General features: G+C 45.2%; 13 protein-coding genes. 5 read left to right on the top strand and 8 right to left on the bottom strand.

Going from position 1 to position 19,067, the window contains the following annotated elements; translation table 11 throughout:
* Positions 1-148 precede the first annotated feature (148 nt).
* Positions 149-2,173, bottom strand: coding sequence for a bifunctional metallophosphatase/5'-nucleotidase (locus tag K8O68_RS04545; RefSeq protein WP_230895755.1), 2,025 nt, complete (start codon positions 2,171-2,173; stop codon positions 149-151).
* Positions 2,174-2,738: 565 nt separating this feature from the next.
* On the opposite strand from K8O68_RS04545, the gene K8O68_RS04540 reads away from it, so the two are divergent.
* The 3 genes from K8O68_RS04540 to K8O68_RS04530 all read left to right on the top strand — a co-directional run bounded on the left by K8O68_RS04540 (position 2,739) and on the right by K8O68_RS04530 (position 9,758).
* The gene (locus K8O68_RS04540; RefSeq protein WP_230895754.1) at positions 2,739-3,749 is read left to right on the top strand and encodes a BMP family ABC transporter substrate-binding protein; all 1,011 of its coding nucleotides are present in this window, start codon (positions 2,739-2,741) and stop codon (positions 3,747-3,749) included.
* Positions 3,750-3,777: 28 nt separating this feature from the next.
* On the top strand, positions 3,778-5,583 hold the full coding sequence (locus tag K8O68_RS04535) for a sensor histidine kinase (RefSeq protein ID WP_230895753.1): 1,806 nt from the start codon (positions 3,778-3,780) through the stop codon (positions 5,581-5,583).
* Positions 5,584-6,017: 434 nt separating this feature from the next.
* Positions 6,018-9,758 (top strand): chitobiase/beta-hexosaminidase C-terminal domain-containing protein, encoded by a 3,741-nt coding sequence (locus K8O68_RS04530; RefSeq protein ID WP_230895752.1) that lies wholly within the window; start codon positions 6,018-6,020, stop codon positions 9,756-9,758.
* A 584-nt stretch (positions 9,759-10,342) separates the two neighbouring features.
* On the opposite strand, the gene K8O68_RS04525 is transcribed toward K8O68_RS04530, so the two are convergent.
* On the bottom strand, positions 10,343-10,588 hold the full coding sequence (locus K8O68_RS04525) for a hypothetical protein (RefSeq protein ID WP_230895751.1): 246 nt from the start codon (positions 10,586-10,588) through the stop codon (positions 10,343-10,345).
* 208 nt (positions 10,589-10,796) lie between these two features.
* Between K8O68_RS04525 and K8O68_RS04520 the strand changes: the two genes are divergently transcribed.
* Entirely contained in the window at positions 10,797-11,540 is a 744-nt protein-coding gene (locus K8O68_RS04520) for a sulfite exporter TauE/SafE family protein (RefSeq protein ID WP_230895750.1), read from the top strand.
* A gap of 120 nt (positions 11,541-11,660) precedes the next feature.
* Positions 11,661-11,951 (top strand): hypothetical protein, encoded by a 291-nt coding sequence (locus K8O68_RS04515; RefSeq protein WP_230895749.1) that lies wholly within the window; start codon positions 11,661-11,663, stop codon positions 11,949-11,951.
* A 111-nt stretch (positions 11,952-12,062) separates the two neighbouring features.
* Here the strand turns inward: K8O68_RS04515 and K8O68_RS04510 are convergent, their stop codons facing one another.
* The 6 genes from K8O68_RS04510 to K8O68_RS04485 all read right to left on the bottom strand — a co-directional run bounded on the left by K8O68_RS04510 (position 12,063) and on the right by K8O68_RS04485 (position 18,876).
* Positions 12,063-13,379 carry a Na+/H+ antiporter NhaC family protein gene (locus K8O68_RS04510; protein WP_230895748.1) on the bottom strand — a complete coding sequence of 439 codons (1,317 nt, stop codon included), beginning with the start codon at positions 13,377-13,379 and terminating at the stop codon, positions 12,063-12,065.
* A gap of 104 nt (positions 13,380-13,483) precedes the next feature.
* Positions 13,484-14,554: a DUF871 domain-containing protein gene (locus tag K8O68_RS04505; protein ID WP_230895747.1), complete on the bottom strand. Its 1,071-nt coding sequence runs from the start codon at positions 14,552-14,554 to the stop codon at positions 13,484-13,486.
* Positions 14,555-14,687: 133 nt separating this feature from the next.
* Complete coding sequence (locus tag K8O68_RS04500; RefSeq protein WP_230895746.1) at positions 14,688-16,049, bottom strand: PTS transporter subunit EIIC; 1,362 nt, start codon at positions 16,047-16,049, stop codon at positions 14,688-14,690.
* A gap of 11 nt (positions 16,050-16,060) precedes the next feature.
* Positions 16,061-16,957, bottom strand: coding sequence for an N-acetylmuramic acid 6-phosphate etherase (gene murQ / locus K8O68_RS04495; RefSeq protein WP_230895745.1), 897 nt, complete (start codon positions 16,955-16,957; stop codon positions 16,061-16,063).
* A gap of 141 nt (positions 16,958-17,098) precedes the next feature.
* Entirely contained in the window at positions 17,099-17,953 is an 855-nt protein-coding gene (locus tag K8O68_RS04490; RefSeq protein WP_230895744.1) for a MurR/RpiR family transcriptional regulator, read from the bottom strand.
* Between the two features lie 122 nt (positions 17,954-18,075).
* Positions 18,076-18,876 (bottom strand): carbon-nitrogen family hydrolase, encoded by an 801-nt coding sequence (locus K8O68_RS04485; protein ID WP_230895743.1) that lies wholly within the window; start codon positions 18,874-18,876, stop codon positions 18,076-18,078.
* Positions 18,877-19,067 lie beyond the last annotated feature (191 nt).

Below are 19,067 nucleotides of genomic sequence, written 5' to 3'. Positions count from 1 at the left end.
CGCGGCAAGCGAGTGTATTTTTGAACAAGCAACCCATAATAATATGAGATATAAAAAAATGGCTCTCACATTAGTGAGGGCCATTCTTATTCACTGGGTTTTGTCCCAGCCTCTTTCTATTCGCTATACCTTTCAAACGGCTGCTTTATTATTCAGCTGCCAAATTAACGATACGGCCTTCAACGTCATAATCTACTTCGCCAAGTTCAGCCATATAGTCACGCAGCATTTCCCAGTCAGTATTCCCGACAATTGTGCCGCGGCCGTCGTCATATGCCTGTGCGAACACCTCATAACCGTCTCCGCCGGTTGCTGTGAAGTTATTCGTAGCAATCGTATACATGTCGTCTTGCTCGATATCAACGTACTCGCCGTCCACTTCTATTTCAAGAGAGACGACTCTTTCACCTGGGTCCAAGTCGCTGTCATACGTTAGTTTTGTGCCGGCTGATACGTGAAGGAAACCGCCGTTTTCTGCCGGCGCATCAAAGACACTCGTTTCAAATGCCTGCATTAGTTCTTCCCCTGATAATTCTAACAGCGTAAGCCTGTTTCCGAACGGCTGGACTTCAATCAGCTGACCGATGGTTACTTCGCCTGCAGATATCGGGGCGCGGATCCCGCCGCCGTTTTGCAATGCCATAATAGTATCTTCATTTGCTTTTAATGCGGCTCTAAGCTGGGCATCAGTAATTAAATTGCCGAGCGCTGTTTCGTTGGCGCGGACACTCACATCATCGCCGTCACCGTGGCGCGGATTCGGGAGGTCATTCTTAACAGTTGAGCCAGCCGGCTCATTTTGCAGTTCTTCAATCGCTTCAGTGTAAGGTTTAAGCATTTCGGCTGCTTCAGGATCAGGTTCGCGGTCTCCGGTTGCCATTAACTCACCATCAGAGTCAACAACGACGCCATTTTCATCGAAAGTCACGTTAACTACGCCGAGGAATTTACCATATTCTCCTGCTTGAGCTACAACGGTCGGCTCCATTTCCTCGCCATGCTCATTTTCAGTCAACACGGTAGGAGGCGATACTTCTGTATGGCTGTGCCCGCCGATGATGACGTCAATTCCTTCAACTTTAGAGGCGAGCAGAAGGTCGTTGCCGACGCTTGGGTCACTGTCATACCCAAGATGCGTAAGGGCGATAATTTTGTTAACGCCTGCTTCTTCAAACAGACCAACCATTTCTTCGGCCGCTTCTGCATAGTTGGAGAAAGTCACATTCATCGGACTGGAAATATCGACAGTATCTTCTGTGTTAATTCCGAAAATCCCGACTTGTTCGCCATCTACTTCTTTTACGATCCCATCATAAATCATGCCGTTTTCAGCTTCAAAGCTGATCCCGCCCTGCTGGTTTATATGATCAAAGCCAGGGTCGCCTGAAAAGTCCATGTTAGCACCCACAAATGGGAACTCTGCATTCTCGACGAACTCCACTAATTCAGGGTGCCCTTCATCAGGATCTCCAAGATCAAATTCATGGTTTCCAAAAACAAAGGCGTCGTACTCCATATAGTTCATAAACTCAAGGGCGTCCTGGCCCCGGAATTCATTAAAATAAAGCGTGCCGGAGAACACATCTCCCGCGTCAAGAAGAAGGCCGTCTCCATACGTTTCTTTAGCTTCATCCAAGGTTGTCACAAGTTGAGGAAACATATTCGTGCGGCCGTGGATATCATTCGTATGGAAGATATTAAGGCTGAACATCTCTTCTTCATCTGCAAAGTCAAAATCAAGTTCAAAATCGTTAATCCGAAGTGTTCCTGCCAATCCATCGAGATCATCGTTCGCATGTTCAACTGTCACTAATGAACGATCGTCTGAGGAGACATCATAATCCGTCAATTCAACTTCCACTACTGACTCGTCATCTAACTCTGCTTCAACTTCAAGCATCCGGTTAATATCGATGCCTTTCGGATAAGTTTTATCAAAATCAACCAGAAAACTTGTTGAATCAACCATTGTCACGCCGTCAATATCTCTTTTTGGACCGTGCGGGGCATTTTCGCTGTTGCCTCTTTGCTGTTCTGCCACGGCATTACCCTTGCCATTGCCGTTGCCTGGGTTAGCGTTGGCAGAATCCATAGGTGCAAAGGCAGCTGCCATTAAACTGACACTCATCATACCTGCAAAAAAAGGACGAAGCTTTTTAGAACGATTGGACATACCTCTTTCTCCTCCTTTGAAATATGTAATAGAATTAGTACATTCTGCTCCCTTAAAACGTTATAAGGAGAGCGCTTTCATTATATCTTCTTATTGGCAGCACCGTAAACTGGGGGTGTCACGCGTGTGATTTTTTTGAATACATTTACTTAGGTACAGAGAAGTGTTTTTATTTGTATTTTTGTGATAGAAAACTTCTGAGGAGTCATTTTTTGTCGAAATATTTGAATATTTCCATTGCTATGTAAAAATTCAGACGTAAGAAAGTTTCAATTTTATGGTATTAAAAGTAAATTATCCTTAGTCTGTAAAAATAATATTCTCTTCTCAGCTATTAATAAAATTGCAAATAAACCGGTAAAGGACTGAAGAGTTAAGTGAGGACATATAGACCTGAGGGAGGTTTTTCTGTAAGATAAAGCTAGTTCTAATTTACATAGCTGTCCAGAAAAATGAAATGTTTTAAACTCATAAACCTCATTGTTTTTATATCTTTCTTGCCGTATGGCAGGGGCCTGGTGTGACAGCAGGAATCAGGTTATGCATCTCAGAAGGAGAACAGATTATGATTTATTCAGAATCGCAGACTAAATATATATTACTTATTTCTTTATTAGTCGCTTCAGTTCTTATTTTTATAATGTTATATCAGACACGTGGTATTTTACTCGTCGATCAATCAGACGTGCCAAAGGAAGATGAAGGAGATCTTTTTATGGCAATCCTTACTTCTGACTCTGTAAGCGATCAAAGCTGGGGGAGTCTTGCCTATAAAGGACAGGTGATGATCGAAGATGAGTTTCCTGTCGACGCAGTATTACACAGCGGTCTCCACTCCGAAGAACTGGCTGCCGGCAAAGCAAAAGAAGCGATTGAAAGCGGGGCAGAATTAATTATTGGTCATGGACAGGAGTTTTCTCCCTTCTTCAGAGATTTGGCGCCTCATCATCCTGATGTGCAATTTGTAACCATTCACGGAACGGCTACTTATTCTAACCAGGCGGTTTATACATTTGGAAAAGGGAAAGCTGAATATTTTGCAGGTCTCGCTGGAGCTTTAAAATCTGAAACAGGCCGGATTGCTCTTATTGAAATAGAAGATGAAAAAAGAGGGTCTCCGAAATTTTATCAAGGGATACACGACTATAAACCTGAAGCAGAGGTGTTCAGTCAATCCGTCACAAGCAGGGAAGATGGTGCTGAAGCTGTCGGGGTAATGGATGCACTCCTTGAAAAAGGGGTGGATGTGATCTATTCCAAGGGGAACGCTTTCAACCGTGATATTATTGAACGGGCAAAAGAAGAAGACGTTTATGTAATTGGTTATATAGAAGACCAGTCTTATATGGCGAGAGATTATGTTCTAACCAGTGTGACAAATGACGTCCCAAAAGCCTACGTGGCCATACTGGAAGACTATTTCAGTGAAGAAGGAATTCCCGGGGGAGTAACGATTCTTGGTGAAAACGAAGGAGTAGTTGAACTTGCTCCGTTCGGTCCTATGTTCACAAAAAAAGAATTAGAGTTTATTGAATCAGAGTTTAAGAGACATACCAGAGGAGAGCTGACTTTTTAGTCGCGCAGGTTTAGAGAGGGGAAGAGCAATGGGCAAGTTCTTTAAAAACATGACGTTTCGCAGTAAAATATTGTCCATTCTTCTTATCATTACGATTTTATTAGCCAGTTTTTCATTTGTTATTATTCAGTCTATTAAAGAAGTTAATCAAGTAAGCGATGATGTCCAGAACACTAGTCTCCCTGAACATTTCTGGCTCTCTTACTGGGAACAGGAATTGCGGATGAAGGAATATATGGCTGAAACAGCAGTTGAAACGAACTTCTGCTGTGATTTCGCGGACACCTATGAACAAAGGCAGCAGGAGACAGAGGAACAGGTGAGGGAAGATCATGGGCCGGTTCCCGACTCTCTCTCGTCTGTTAAAAGAGAGATAGACTTATTGGATTTTCTAGTTACAAATAATGTGAGAGGTTTAGTTGAGTATGGCAACTTTCAAGCGGCCGCTGCTCTTATAGAAGAGGAATACCTTCCGGGCGTGCAGGAGCTTCACCAGACCTTGAGTAGTCAGAGAGAAACTGTCGTTCATTCACTGGAAGACCAGTCTGACCATATTTCAGCAATTATCAGCGAGTCTGTAAGGCTTCTCATTATTGTTACCACCGTCGCTGTCATTTTAGCAATTGCTGTGTCTTACAAAATAAGCGCAGGGCTTACAGAGCCGGTAGAAAATATAGAAAGAAAACTGGGCCATATTGCGAAAGGGAAGTACGGCTTAACGATCGAAGAGGGGAACCAGGTAGAACTTAAATCGCTGACTGCCTCCATTAATCAAATGTCAAAGAGGCTTAAAGAATCTTTTGATACAATCGTCAACGATAAGATTTACAGAGAGCAGATCCTTAATTCCCTGCCTCTGGGCATTGTGACTTACAATAAGAAAACCGGGGATCTGTCCCTTAATGACACGGCTAAAGAGTTTCTCGGCAATGATAATAAAAAGCTGATGGAGACGTTAATCAAAAAAGACTTTAATGAAAATCTACAATTCTGGGAGAGGTTTTCATCACCGGACATTTTCCACAATGTCAAAATTCCTTTTTACACGAACAGCGGCACGCACTTTCTATTAGTCTCCCAATCTGAGCTCCTTAACAAGGACCAGGAAATGACAGGAAAGATCTTTTATTTTCTTGATATAACCGAAACCGAAGAGATGGAGAAAAAAATTCAGCAAACTGAAAAACTAGCGGTTATAGGCGAACTGTCAGCGGGGGCTGCTCACGAAATACGAAACCCGTTAGCGGTGATTGACGGATTTTTGTCTTTAATGAACCAGTCTCTGTCAGAAGAACAAAAAAAGCAGTTCCACCTGCCTCTTCTCCTTAAAGAGCTTGACCGGATCAACGCGATCATTGAAGAGATGCTGATGCTTACAAAACCAAGTGCACCGGTCATGGAAAAAGTGTATTTTGAAAAAATCGTAGAAGACATTTTACCGTTAATCAGGCAGTCTGCAGGATACGACCAAGTCGAATTTAAAGTCGATCTTTATCCGTCTCAAGTGTATGTCGATTCTGAGCAGATGAAACAGGTCCTTCATAATCTCATTAGAAACAGCATTGAAGCAATGGGAGGAGAAGGTTCTATTACTATTTCTTCTATTGTGGAATACGGAAATCATAACATTTATATTAGAGATACAGGACCGGGAATTTCTAAGAAAATTCAGCAGCAGATTTTTGATCCTTTCCTTACCTCAAAAGAAAGCGGTACAGGCTTAGGCCTCACGATCGCTCAGCGTATAATGGATAACCACGGAGGCAAACTTCAGCTGGAGAGCACGTCCTCAGACGGGACCTGCTTCCTCCTCTCCTTACCCGCCGCCGAATAAATTCCCAGAACCTGGGGGGTCTGTCCCCCCAGGTTTTTCCTTTAAGCCTTTTTTACCATTATTTTCATTGGTAAGAAGATTTGTCGAAAAAATATGTCTATTTACTCATATGTTTACAAATAGTTTAAATTTTTTACAAAAACAGCTTGGTTTTCTTAAGATAATGGGTTAATTTACCATAAAAAGAGACCTTAAATTGACCTGATTTCTCTTGGTCTTTCAAACGGGGGAAGGTTACTTAGTAATTTTTAAATATGGAATAAGAAGTGAAAGAGGCAATAACAAGAAAGAAGGTCATCTATCCTATGAGAATAGATGCGAGGTTGTCAGACATCAGTTTACGTCACTCCGTAAAACAGATTATAATGAAAGCGCTCTCATTAAATGCCAGACTCCGAGAGACATTACATATTATTTAAGGAGGAGATGATGGTATGAAAGGTCGATCGAGAAGAACCCGTTCGTTATTTGCAGCATTAATGGCGGTCATCTTGACAGCTGCCACCTTTGCGCCGGCAATGCCTGCTGAAGCAAACCAGGGAAACGGAAATGGGCAGACAGAAGGCACGGTTGTTGAAGAAAGGGAACAAAGTAATAGTGCACAAGCGCCCCGTGGGCCGAAAAGGTCTGTGGAAGATGTGACAATCATTGATTCTACCAGCTTTTTAATCGATTTTGATAAAACGTACCCTAAAGGGCTGGGGATTGACAGAATGGTGGAAGTAGAAGTGGAACTGGCTGATAAAACAGTTATTGTTCCTGATTTAACAGGTTACGAGGTTTCCTCTGAAGACAGGTCCCACGTTACCGTGGAGCATCTTAATGACGACCTTGATGGCCTGAGCGGCACATTGACTGTGAATGATGTAGAGGCAGCCTTTGACTACACGGAAGAAGAGGAGTTTGAGGGCTCGACAATTCAGGAGGTGCGCGATTCTGACCTCGGTACGACTCATACTGTCCGCGGCACGGTAACTGCTCATTTTGAAGCAGGCGGCCAAACGAATATGTATATCCAGGATGACACTGCCGGCCTGTTATTAAGAGGTCCTGGTTTAGGAGACCTCTACACGATCGGTGACATGATTGAAGTGACAGGAGAGCTGGACCATTTCCGTGACATGCTTCAGCTGCTGATTGCTTCAGGGGATTCTGAAATGGTTCAGGAAAATGCAGGAATGGTTGAACCTAAACTGGTGGACTCAACTGATTTTTCCGAAGAGAGCGGTAAAAATATTGAAGCTCAGCTCGTCATGGTGGAAGAAGCCACTGTGAATGAATTAAGAGACTTCAATGATTACATCGCTGAGGACAGCGAAGGGGAATTCATTGTACTTGGCTCAGAAGCTGATGTTCAGGAAGAGACTGAGTATGACTATTTGATTGGCGTAGTGAATTACCATTTTTACGAACATAAACTCATGCCACGCTTTGATGAAGACTTAATTGAAGACGCCACTGTTGTGCAGCCGGTTCAGGCGGCACCGGGGTCTTCAGCAGTAGAGGCGGGCACTAAAGTGACTTTAAGCACGTTTACCGACGATGCGGTCATTTATTACACGACAGATGGGTCAGATCCGACTGCGGAAAGCAATTTGTACGACGGTCCAATTGAAATTACTGAAGACATGACTATTAAAGCTTTTGCAGTGAAAGACGGTTTAACTGACAGCCCTGTGCGTACGTATGAGTATAGGGTACTGGCAGAAGCAGGAAGCCTTGAAATTTATGACATTCAAGGGGCATCCCATATTTCACCTTACGAAGATATGGCCGTCCGGGAAGTTCCGGGTATTGTCACTTACACACAAGGCAACGGATTCTACATGCAGAGCGAAGAATCTGACGGCGATGTCAATACATCTGAAGGGATTTTCGTTTATAAGCCGAATCACGGGGTCACGGCAGGTGACATGGTGCTTGTTGACGGCCGGGTTGTGGAATATGAAGAACAAGGTTTTGACGGGAATAATGATTTAACGACGACACAGATTGTCGGCTCGTCACTGGAAGTCGATTCAAGCGGCAATGAGCTGCCTGATCCGGTAGTCATTGGAGTCGACCGCGATATTCCAAGTGTGCTTCTGGCCGATCCGGATGAATACGACATTTATGATCCGGATACATTTGATGCAACAGCAAACGCGCTTGATTTTTATGAGAGCCTTGAAGGAATGCTCGTTGAAATTCCGGGCCAGGTCACTCTTACCGGTCCGCAAAAATACGATGAAATTACCGTCATTTCTGAAGAATGGGATCTGGAAAACCGGACTCCGGACGGCGGGGTTTATTTAACAGAGAAAGAGCTTAACCCGGAAATTATGTTTGTTAACGTGCCCCGTGGAACGATAGCAAAAACGGGCGACTACTTTGAAGACAGCATTGAAGGTGTCGTGGGCTATAATTACGGCAATTTTAAAATTCAGCCTGTAGATGGCCTGCCTGAACTTAATGACGGCGGAGCAGAACGGCGGGACGAAACAACGATTGAATTTGCTGAAGATAAACTGACGGTTGCTACTTATAATGTAGAGAACTATTATCCCGGCGTACCTGCTGAAAAAACAGAACGGCTTGCCAACTCTATGGCAAATGAACTGAATGCTCCGGACATTATTACGCTTGTTGAAGTGATGGCAAGCGACGGAACGACGGACAGCGGCGATACGGACGCCAGCGAAAGCTATGAGACGTTAATTGATAGAATTGCTGAGCTTGGCGGCCCGCAATACGCTTACACCGATGTGGCACCTGTGGACGGACAGGATGGCGGAATTCCGGGCGGAAATATCCGTGTCGGGCATATTTACCGCACTGACCGCGTGCATTTAGCAGATGGCGAGATTGGCGGTCCGAAAGACGCACTGGCATTCGATGAAAACGGGGAATTAAACTATGTGTCAGGTTTAATTGATCCTATGAATGAGGCGTTTGAAAACTCACGGAAACCGTTAATGACTGAGTTTATTTTTAAAGGTGAATCCGTCTATGTCATCGGAAACCACTGGAACTCCAAACGCGGAGATACGGCACCGTTCGGGATGGAACAGCCTCCGGTTCAGGGAAGCCGTGATCAGCGTGAAGACATTGCAACAGTCATTCATGATTTTGTGAGCGAACTGAAAAGCTATCAGGAAGAAGCTAACGTAGTTATTTTAGGAGATTTCAATGATTTCCCTTGGTCTCCTCCTGTACAAATCCTTGAAGGTGACGGGATGATGTATAACAGTATTTATGAACTTCCGAGAGAACAGCAGTATACGTATAATTATAACGGCAGCTCCCAGTCCCTGGATTCCATTCTCGTTTCTGGCCATCTGACAGAAGGACTGGAAGCGGATATAATGAATATTAACTCAGGTTTCATGGAAGCCCACGGCCGTGCCAGCGATCATGACCCGATGGTCGTGCAGCTTGAAGTTCCGGATATTGACCCTGATTATGATATGGGAGATGTGACCCCTCCTGTGATCGAATTTACAGACGAAGCTTTGAATGAAGACCCTACTGTTTATTTGCAGGCCGGCGACGAATTTGAAGTACCTGCTGTAACTGCGATAGATGATGTAGATGGTGATTTGACTGAACAGGTGGAAGTCACTAATAATGTCGATACTTCCCGTGCCGGCACGTATGAGGTCCGTTACAGAGTCTCTGACTCTTCCGGCAATACCGCAACAAAAACGTTGACAGTCATCGTTCAGTCTACAGCGGAACCATTTGAAGAGTTAGCTAATGGCTCATTTGAAAACTGGGCTGATGGACTGCCTGTCAATTGGTTTGGCCAGTCTTCAAATATTGCCCAGTCAAGAGTCAATCAGTCTGACCAGGCTTACGAAGGCGATTCCTCCGTTCAGCTCGTGAATACAAGTACCTCGCATAACCGGTTTACATCTGAAGCTTATGCGATGGAAGCGGGCGTGACTTACGAAGTGAGTTTCTGGGTGAAAGGCAACGGCGAGATTAGAAACGCCATGTACGCTCCTGGTTATCACGGCAACAATTACAGCAACTATTCTGCTTACACCATTGTGGAGAGCGACGAATGGCAGCAGGTCACTTGGGAGTACGAAACACCTGGTGACGGTGAAGCAGAGCTTATCATTTCAATGCGTAACACAAGCGGCGACCACCTGTTTGTCGACAGTGTTGAAGTTAGCGTAGCGGACCAGTAAACCTGATTGAATCATATATGTGGAGTATTTGAAGCGGCGTCTGTGAACAGTCACAGACGCCGCTTTTTTCCAGTAACTGGGGGGTCTGACCCCTCACTACAGATTCCTCACTACAGGGGCAAATGCCCGAATGAACGCGGGGAGCAGAAGGAAGGTAAAAAGAGACCGTCACTGATGCCCGAACGAGCATGCGGCGAGAGAGAAAGGTAAAAAGAAGAGCGGTCAAATGCCCGAATGAACGCGGGGAGCTGAAGGAAGCTAAAAAGAGGCGGGCGCAGTTGCCCGAACTAACGCGACGCGAGTAACAAAGGTAAAAAGAGGCCGTCACTAATGCCCAAACGCCCCCAAAGTATTATGAAACGCAAAAAGCGGCAGACAAGTTACCTTATCTGCCGCTTCACTCCCCAAATGCCCCTGTTCCAACCGCCAATGCCCTATGCTCCGATACCACACTCATTCTATTATTGCTCCCCTTTTGCTAATGTCTTCCTAAGTAAATACCCCTTGAGAAATTGAGAACTGTCTTCTCAGTCTTTCTATTGATCCCCCGTCCCCGTTTGCTGCAGCTGTAACTTCCCCGAAGGTTACCGCTTAATGGTGTGAAGGCAAAAGTGTCCTTCGCCGAGTTTCTCGCGGGCTACGTCTACTTGATAAGTTTTCATAAGATTGACGAGCGGCTCAGCTTCATGAGGGACGTGGATTGTCGTAATCGTTCCTTTCGGTACAGAAGAAAGGTACTGAAGGATGTCATCTTTTGGATGGCCTCCATTATTGACTAATTCTCTCACATCGATTTCTGATTGCCCATTCTCTAATTTCTTAATTTGCATCTTGATCCCTCCGTTCTGGTTAGTTTTTTCCTGCCTCATAAGGAAAATAATTGAAGCTTAATTTTACTTTAACCCACTACTCCCAAACAGGCAGTGATGCGTATCACAAAATAAATGCCGGATCTGTGATTTTTACACCGCAAGCATATGTTTTTATGTAAAATAAGAGAGGTGAATTGACTATCATTTTCAAAGAAAGGCAGCTATTATGATTACTGAATTATTAATTATATTTGTTATTCTGCTCATTGGCAGCTTCATTCAAGGAGTGAGCGGTTTTGGATTCGGCCTCTTCGCCATGAGTTTTCTCCCTTTTTTGTTTACGATAAAGGACAGTACTCTTCTTGTAGTGTCATTAGCCCTTGTTTTGTCCATTAGCATTGCTCTGCAGATGTTCCGCCACATTCAATGGCGGGTGCTTACAGTTCTTCTGGCTGCGGCTTTGGCCGGCAGGGTCGGAGCTTTTTTTGTGCTCCATAACTATGGTGATCTGGATATACTGAAGACTTTTCTCGGGATATTTCTGATTTCTGTAGTCATTTATCTGTTTAAAAGCAGCGGACCGGGTGAAGGGAACAGGAAGCTGCTGGACAAAACGTGGCTTCCAGTCCTCTTAGGGCTTGGCGGCGGATTTATCGGCGGTATTTACGCTGTCGGCGGGCCGTTCTTCGTCTTTTATTTAATGCTTGTATTCAGCGACAATAAATATGCCTACAGTGCTAATCTTCAGCTGACCTTTGTTTTTACTAATTCAGTTACGGTACTTCTGCATGGAATTAATGGAGACTTTAACGGAGAATTTCTGTTATACTTCCTTGTCGGCATTGTAAGTGTTCTTATTGGCTCCCGGATCGGGATCAAATGTTTTGCCCATATTTCCCAGCAGAATATTAAAAAACTTGCCGGAATTGTCGTAGCTGTGGCTGCGGTCAATCTTATACTGTTTGGCTGATAAATTCCCGGCTATTTGGTTTATTGTAAAACTGGTTAAAACTGTTATAATGTATTCTTGTGTGACGCTAAAAAAATCACTCATGTAAATAATGTATAAAGAGAAAGGGAAGATGAACTCATGCTTGATACGGTGCAAACGACATTTACGATATGTGTACAGCGCAATGTAAATGGCACCTACACCCTCGCAGGTCTGGTTAACGAGGAAAGTTTGTCTGATGCGGCTGTTCTTGAATTGCAGATTAAAGACGAAGCCGGCTTTTTCAAAAAAGTAAGGGAAACTGAAATGGACGAGTTCCGTTATTTTGAAATGACCCAGCTTCAGCTTGAAAGCGGAGATCTGGATCATCTTTATTTAAAATTGAAAGAGCTGGATATTTTAGAAAAAGTAGAGTTTACAGATAACTAGATTGAGGCTGGGCGAAGGCTGCTTAATGAGCAGCTCCGACCCAGCTTCTTTTTTTTGGAAGGAGTTTATCGGGATTTTTTGAAAAACGGTAGAAAGCTTCCGCCGAAAACTTTACTGGTAAGCCTTCCTGACGGACAGAACGGAGTAAACCATTGTGACAGCAGGGGACAGCAGCAGGAAGAAAGCGAAAGGCGCATACTCGAGCACCGGGACGCCGATAATCGTGCTGCAAAGAATCGCGAGCAGGCTCCACGGGACCAGTCCTGCAAACACTACCGTAGAGTCAGCAAGGATACGGGACAGCTGCCGTTTGGAAAAATACTCGGCCCAGTGAGGCAGCAGGGACCTTCCGGTCAAAATAATCGGGAAGGACTGATTTGGCGATATAAGCGAGACGGCAGCCGCTATCCCGATGGACTGCGAGGTATTCACAGCGAGTGAGGACTTATTCGTGAATACTTTTTCTATATATGGCTGAATCAATTGAGTGTCTTCAATAATTTGCGAATAGACCCCGACGAGCAGAATAAACAGGATAAACGGGAGCATATCTATTATGCCGTTGACCTGGCCTGCCCCTGCCAGGACGCCTTCTCCCCATGCCGACAGAGGCACATCACGGAAAAACAATATAGCAAAAGCCGCTGCAATACTTGACGTAAAGGAAATTTTCATGTTTTTCCCAGTTAAAATCATGACGAGAAGGACAAGGGCTGGAATAAACGACACAGCCAGCTGCCCGATATTCAGCTCACTGAAATTCCTTGCCGTCCCGTTGTTAAGGGCCTCTCCTTTATCAATAAAGAGATCCAGGCTTAAAAACAGTCCCGCAGTGAGAAGAACGGTCCACATAAGAGTGGGCAGGATCGCCCGGAAGTGCTGCCGGACAGTGACTTCGAGAGCGTAGGACAGCAGAAAAAACGAGCTCGACAAGGGAGACGAACGGTCTCCGACGAACGCTCCGGACACAAGGGCGCCCCCGACAATCACCATCGGGAGCCCGAGATAATCGCCGGCTGCCATCACTGGAACTCCAGCAATGCTAAGGCTGCCGATCGCTGAGCCTACAATAAGGGACATGACAGCTGTAATTAAAAAAGCAATGACAAAGAAATAGGCAGGGTTAATAACAGTTAGAAACAGGGCATTTAAGTCGTTTATTGTGCCTGCAAAGTGCCACGTAGGAAGCAGGATACCGATAAACGTCAGCAGCCAGGCGACATCTTTATTTCTTTTTATCCCAAAAAAAGCCGACCTGGAAAGTTCACTGAATGAAAAGCCTTTCCGGACGGAAATACCGATGAGCAGAACCAGTCCCGGCATGATAGCCAGTACGAGTGAAAAATCGTTCAAAATGGCGGTCATTAAAACGGCCACCGTGACGCCTAATATGAGTAACAGTTCTGTTAAAGTGAATGTGCGTGTCATTTTTCCATGTAACCTCCGAAAGTATCTGCACGTATTTTAACATACGGCGCCCACATAAGCGCGCAAATGAAAAACCAAAGGCGCGTATGCCTTTGGTTTTAGTGTCAGCGGGGTAAGATAATAAACTTATCTCCAGGCTGAATCACGTCTATGAGGGGGAGATCTTCTTCAATAAGGAACCCGGCTGTATTTACTCTCGCATCTTCAGGAAGATCCGTTTTTGTTATTTGCAATTCCCCCTGGTACCGACCGTAAGCGGCATTATCAATTGTAATGCTGCCCCTCAGCCTTTCTTTCTGGAGGGCCGGTTCGATGACAACGCTGCCTTTCCGGGCATATGGCCTCGACGTTTCGGAGCGGATCACATCTCTTGCAGGATCAAGCCGCTGATTGTGGACAAGGGCTACGATCTCTTTTTCATTCGGTGACAGGTCTTCAAGTTTAGCTCTTAACGGGATGACGACCTCTGAAGACGCTTTTGAAAAAATGTGCCTTGTCTCTTCACTGACAGACGGATCGCCAATAATGACGCGGTCAACCGAGCAGTCAGAGGTAAGTTCTTTGGCGGCCGTGAAGGGAGCGGTGTTTCTGTGTTTTTCAAGAGTAGGCAAGCCGGCTTTTAAAGGCCCGCGCAGTCTTTGATTGCCCGGTACAAATGCTGCTGTCATTAAACCAATGCTTTTCAGCCAGCGGTTCTTCTCTGTAAACTCTTGTTTATCGAGTCCTGTTTCAGGGCGCGGATAATAGTTGTGCCACACTTCCGTGTTTTCTGCGGCTAATCCGGCATCAAACAAGTCGCTTAACAGCTCTCTTGTGACGGTGCTGGCATTCACCGCAAGTGTCATCTGCCTGGATACTGCGGCCGCTTCGGCAGGGGAAAAGCCATAATCGACACGGAGTCCGGTTAATCCGAGGGATTTTAAATCCTGTAAATGATCGAGATCCGTATTTAAGTGTTGTAAAGAAGCAGGCGAGACGTCCGCTATGAGATCCATCTCAAGCTTTTTTGCTTCTGCGCCTAGAATCTTCACCGCATCGATATATAAAGCGGGGTTATCTTCCGGTATATGAAGGGACGTAAAGACAGATTGAAAGCCTGCCTGTTTCATAGAGCGGAGATAGTCTGCCTGTTCCTGTTCCGTCTGCTGATTTAAAAATACGGAAATGCCGTACATATATAAACCTCCCGGTCGTGAAAAAATAGATAGAGGATGGGACAGAGCTTTAAGCTTTTTTGATGGATGGTTAAATCCGTGTCGTCAAAACAGGCCGCAATCCCTGGGCCCAACCTCTTTTTAAAATTTACCCTTACTGTAAGTTCTCAGCCATTTCTTCTTTATATCCGAATAAATAAGTGAAGATAAATCCGAAAGTGTAAGAAATCACCAGGCCGAGAAAATAGACAAAGTACTGGTTATCGGCAATAAGCGGAATGAGCGACAACCCTGAGACTCCTATGCCGAGAGAGGCAGTGGACATGACTGCCTGAAAGGCCCCGCCTACAGAGGCGCCGAGACACGCTGTGATAAACGGCCGGCCAAGCGGGAGGGTAACCCCGTAAAGGAGCGGTTCGCCAATTCCTAAGAAACCAACTGGAAGGGCACCTTTAACCGTATTTTTTAAGCGCTGGCTTTTCGTTTTTACAAACACAGCAATCGCGGCACCTACTTGACCTGCGCCTGCCATAGCAAGAATCGTTAATAGAGGTGTCGCTCCCTGGGAATTGATGAATTCCAGGTGGATCGGTGTGAGTCCGTGGTGCATCCCTACCATCACGAGCGGCAGGAACGTTCCGGCCAATACCGCTCCGGCCACGGCGCCGCCAACATCCAGGACAGAGTTTATTCCCAGAGTGACACCATCAGCAATGAAACCGCCAACCGGCTGGAGCACGACGATGGTGGAGACACCGACGATTAATACTGTGAGAAAAGGAGTAATAATAATATCCAATGAAACAGGAACCATTTTTCTGATGCGTTTTTCCATAAAAGCCATAAACCAGCCGGCTAACAAGACGGCAAACAGACCGCCCCGTCCGGGGACTAACTCTTCACCAAACAACGTAATGTTTTCCAGGGCAGGGTTAATGATCAGAATCCCTGCTATAGCTCCTAAGGCAGGTGTGCCGCCGAACTCTTTAGCTGTGTTCCAGCCGACTAAAATCCCGAGGTAAGCAAAAATCCCGCCGCCAATGACTAGGAGGATCTGAAGCCAGGTGGTTTCAGGATCCACTCCTGCGTTCTGGGCAAAACTTGCCCCGCCGTTAATCAGCCCTGAGGCTACGAGGGCCGGAATAAGAGGAATAAAGATGCTTCCGATTCTCTTAAGAAAGTTCTTAACAGGCGTGTTATTTTTCTTTTTTACAGAATTTTTCATGTCTTCTGCTACGTGGTCGGAATCTTTCACTTCTCCGATCGTTAAGCCGCACAGACTGCTTAATTTCTCTGCGACTCTGTTAACTGTGCCGGGGCCGACAATAACCTGGAGTGTTTCATCTTCCACCACACCCATGACACCTTCCACTTTTTTCAGTTCACTGATATTTACTTTCTCATAGTCGTGGAATTGCAATCTGAGCCTGGTCATACAATGTGCCACACGTTTAATGTTGTCTTTGCCGCCGGTGTGATCAAGTATTCCCTGGACAATAACGTCTTCTTTCTTCATTCAATAACCCCCTATCTGATGTTATGGAGCGCCTGTTTCACAAAGCCGTCAGTTTCCGTAAGCTTTTTCACGGCCGTCTCATGCGAACATCCCGTTAATATCATGACGATAGCTGCTTTAACGGCACCGTCAGCTTCCTGGAGTTTAGCTGCTGCTGTCTTCTCATCTGTCCCTGTTGCTTCCATGATGATCTTTTTTGAACGAAGCCTCAGCTTTTCATTAGTCGGTTTTAAATCGACCATTAAATTTTTATAAACTTTACCGAGGCCTACCATCGTTGCGGTTGAAATCATATTCAGGATAAGCTTCTGTGCGGTGCCGGCTTTAAGTCTCGTTGAGCCGGTAAGAATTTCATTTCCAGTGTCGGCTTCAATTGCAAAATCTGCTTCCCGTGAAATCAGCGCGTCTTTGTTGCAGGCAATGCTGCCGGTGACAGCACCTGTTTCCCTTGCGTAATTTAAAGCACCGATAACATAAGGAGTACGCCCGCTTGCTGCGATGCCGACCACGACATCCTGATCAGTTAAATTAAGTGATTTTAAATGGTCAGCCCCCTCTTTAAATGAATCCTCTGCTCCTTCGACAGCTTCAATAAATGCTTTCTCGCCTCCAGCTATTAATCCGAGCACGCGGCCAGGATCTGTTCCAAATGTAGGCGGGCATTCAGCAGCATCAAGCACCCCGAGACGGCCGCTTGTTCCAGCGCCTGCATAGATCAGCCTTCCATTGTTTTTTAAAGCATGGACACAGCGGTCTACAAGTTCTGCGATTACAGGGATCTGGGTTTTTATAACGCCCGGAACCTGTTCATCTTCTTCATTCATTAACGTTAAAATCTCTTCAGATGCCTTTTCATCCAGTTCCATCGATTTTTCATTACGTCCTTCTGTTCCAAGTTTCTCAAGCATGACAAACCTCGTTTCTTTATGAAATATGATTGCGTTTTCATTATACAAACTATGAAATTATTAATCAATATTATTATAGTTATTTTTGAAATTAAATTTCATAGACTGGTAAGTTAAAGCATGGGTCTCCCATGCTGTCCTTCAGTGGCGCTTTTCTTTTGTCTTTTTTCTCGACTGGTCAAAAGCTTCGAGCAGATCTTCCCCAATCCTGTGAAATACAGCGACGTAAAGGCTGTCAATTAAATTGAGCTGGCCTGTTCTTGAAGCAATGCTCCCGATCCGCTGTTCCACTTCAATAGCCGGAAACAAAAGGGGAATATCGGCAGCTTTATAAAGGGGAGACGTATTTGATGAGGTAATGGCTAATAACGTCACTCCCCGCTCCTTGGCATAATGGGCGAGATCCAGCAGTTCTTTCGTCTTGCCTGACGTACTGATGCAAACTAGCACATCGGAGTCATCCATCATCGTCAGAAAAGGGACCATGTAATGATAGTCGGAAGAGGCAAGAGAGTTGAAGCCGAGTCTCATAAATTTATACTGACCGTCGACACAGGAAGTGTACGAACCGCCCACACCAAAAAAAGCGATTTTCTTTGCCTGGCTCAAAGCGCTGACAGCATCAGCAAAAAATTGCGGGCTGACAGACTTGCTTGTCATTTCAAGGGCCATCTGGTTTAAGGAAGACACCTTTTGAAGAAGAACATACGGTGAGTCATCAGAATCCAGTAAAGAGGCACTGTTCACATAAGCTTCTGACCTTGTCAGTTCTTTAGCGAGAGCTATTTTAAACATTCTGAAACTGTCCACGCCCACCCGTTTACAAAAGCGGACGATGCTTGCTTCACTCGCTTTCGCCTGGGAGGCTAATTCTTTTGTTGTCATGTCCGGGATAAGCTCAGGATACTTAAGCACGTAATCAGCGATCTTTTTTTCGGCGACGGAAAAGGATGATAATTGCTGCTGAATTTTTGTCAGCATCATTGTCTGGTGCATGTTATCACTTCTTTTCAAATAAGGGTTAAGGTCTATAATGACTCTTTGAAAGGCAGAAATCAAGTGAGTAAGGGGGAGCGGCCCCGGGAGACAATCGGCAGGATGGGGACACCTGCCGGCTGCTAAAGTTTATAAATACCCGGGCGCCTGTCTGTAAACACAGGAATTGATTCACGTACTTTATCAACGTCCTCAATCTCAATGTCTGCATGAAGAATGGTTTCTTCCCCGCCTGCTTCAGCAATAATTTCACCCCACGGACCGATGACGATGGAATGGCCGCCAAATTCATTATTAGGGTCTGCCCCTGTGCGGTTGCAGGCCACGACAAAACACTGATTTTCAATAGCTCTGCTGATGAGAAGGGCCTTCCAGTGGTCAACCCTTGCTTTCGGCCACTCTGCTACGACATAAAGTATTTTTGTGTGCTTTCCTTCTTCACCGACCATATGAGTGCGGATCCAGTCAGGAAAACGGATGTCATAGCAAATCACGCCAGCGCTCGGATGGCCGGCAAGATGAAAGAGACCGTTGTCATCTCCCTGAATTAAATATTTTTCCTCATTCATAAGTCTGAACAGATGAGCTTTGCTGTACTCTTTAACCAGTCTGCCTGAAGTGTCAAACACAAGCATCGTATTTTTGGTGCCATCCTTTGTCTGTTTAGGAACAGACCCGGCTACTGCATTCACCTGATGCTTTCGTGTGAGTCCGGATAAAAAGGAGACAGCCTGTTCTGCTTCCGGGTCTCCGATCTCGTCCAGGCGTGCTAAGTCATATCCTGTCGGCCACAGTTCAGGAAGGACGATAATATCAGGGTGGTCAGCTGCAGCTTTTTCAAATTCTCTTTCAATTTTGCGGTAATTTGCCTCAGGATCGCCGTAGGCGATGTCTGCTTGGATTAATGCGACTTTCAGTCCCAATTGCGTCAACTCCTTTATTTAGTCAGCTGTATGAGTTTAACCGGCTCAAGTTTCAGCCTGGTTTAACTGTTTGCAGATCCTATTATACTATTGAAAAAAAGATAGCGTGCCGGCTGATTCTCATGTACAGTCGTTCTTAGCAAGGATCGAACTTCCGGCATGTGCGGAAATAACTGCAAATAACCGGAAAA

Source organism: Salipaludibacillus sp. CUR1 (assembly GCF_021028955.1).
Lineage (GTDB): Bacteria > Bacillota > Bacilli > Bacillales > Salisediminibacteriaceae > Salipaludibacillus.
The sequence above is the reverse complement of the archived record's forward strand: the minus strand, read 5'-3'. Positions and strand labels throughout refer to the sequence as shown.